The organism is Nostoc sp. CALU 546 (assembly GCF_048836525.1).
Map to the genome: position 1 here is coordinate 1 of NZ_JAWJTF010000406.1, position 1,507 is coordinate 1,507.

The following is a 1,507-nucleotide window of genomic DNA, read 5'->3' on the forward strand; positions in this document are numbered from 1 at the left end:
ATAGTTAAACAATTAGGAGAAAATTTGATACATAAATTTACTAATTATGATGCTGCATTCCTTTGAAATTCTGACTTTTGACTTCTGAGTGCTAATTTCTTGCAATTATTGCTTAATTTTAGAGATAAATTCTGGTATGAACCATCCTAGATTCTTAGATAACCCCGCACCAAAACAAAACACGCAGCCACAAAACTTCTCCTTGGTATTTCTGCATCAGATGATCAATGGCATATCTGACGCAATTTTTGTCAAAGACCGTCAACATCGCTGGGTGTTACTCAACGATAATTACTGTGATTTCATTGGTCATAGTCGAGAAGAATTAATTGGCAAGTCAGACTATGATTTTTTTCCGCAAGCAGCAGCCGATGTGTTCCAGCAAACAGATGAACTGGTTTTCACTACAAATATTACTCAAGAAAGCCAGGATATTTTTACCGATGCTCAAGGTATAACCCATCTCATCTCTACAAAAAAGTCTTGCTTTGAAGATGAGGCTGGTAATAAATTTCTGGTGGGTAGTATTCGAGATATCATTTTACAGAATGAAGCCGAGAAAGTTTTGGGTGTAAATGGCAGAGCTAGTGATACTACTGGACTCATGCAAAATAGTGAAGTACTTCGGGAAACCCTCGAAGAACTCCAGATAGTTGAAGAAGAACTGCGCCAAAAAAACGAAAAATTAGCGATCGCTCGTGAAACGGCAGAATTAGAGCATCGGCGTTATCAGGATTTGTTTGATCTCGCTCCAGATGCTTACTTAGTTACCGATGTAGACGGCATCATCAAAGAGGCTAACTATGTAGCCGCAGCCTTATTATCTGTGAGACAAAACTATCTGATAGGTAAACCATTCATCCTCTTTGTCGCTGAAGCAGATCGCCAAATTTTCATTAGCCAACTGGCAAATTTGCAGCAGGTGCAGGATTGGGAAGTCCATCTCAAGTCACGAGGAGGTACAATTTTTCCCACTAGTGTCAAGATGGTTGCAATGTATGATTCACAGGGTCAGCAGGTCGGCTGGCGTTGGTTGCTTCGCGACATCAGCGAACAGCAAGCCATACTACGCTTACGCCAGCAAGCAGAATCAGACCTACACCGCATGAATGCCGTACTCCAAGCTCAACAAGAAGCTTCCATCGACGGAATTTTAATTATTGATGAAAATCGTATAGTTACATCATCAAATCAGAAATTCTCCCAGCTATGGCAAATTCCTGCCGCACTACTTCAAACAGGCGACGATCGTCAACTTCTGAAATGCGTACTAGATCAACTAGTAAAGCCAGACGAATTTCTGGCTAAAGTGGAGTATCTTTACCAGCATCCAGAAAAAAGCAGTCGTGATGAAATTTTCCTCAAGTCTGGAAAGGTTTTTGAGCGCTATTCTGCACCCGTGCATAAACACCAAAGAGCTTGTGGTCAGACATTAGCTTTAAAAGACTATTACGGTAGAATTTGGTATTATCGCGACATTACCGAATACAAGCAAGCAGAAGCAGAA

Annotated in this window: 1 protein-coding gene; it reads left to right on the top strand. The window is 40.9% G+C overall.

The features are described 5' to 3' along the window. Positions 1-136: 136 nt before the first annotated feature. A partial coding sequence (locus tag RRG12_RS44075; protein ID WP_420763360.1) for a PAS domain-containing protein occupies positions 137-1,507 on the top strand: 1,371 nt, incomplete at its 3' end.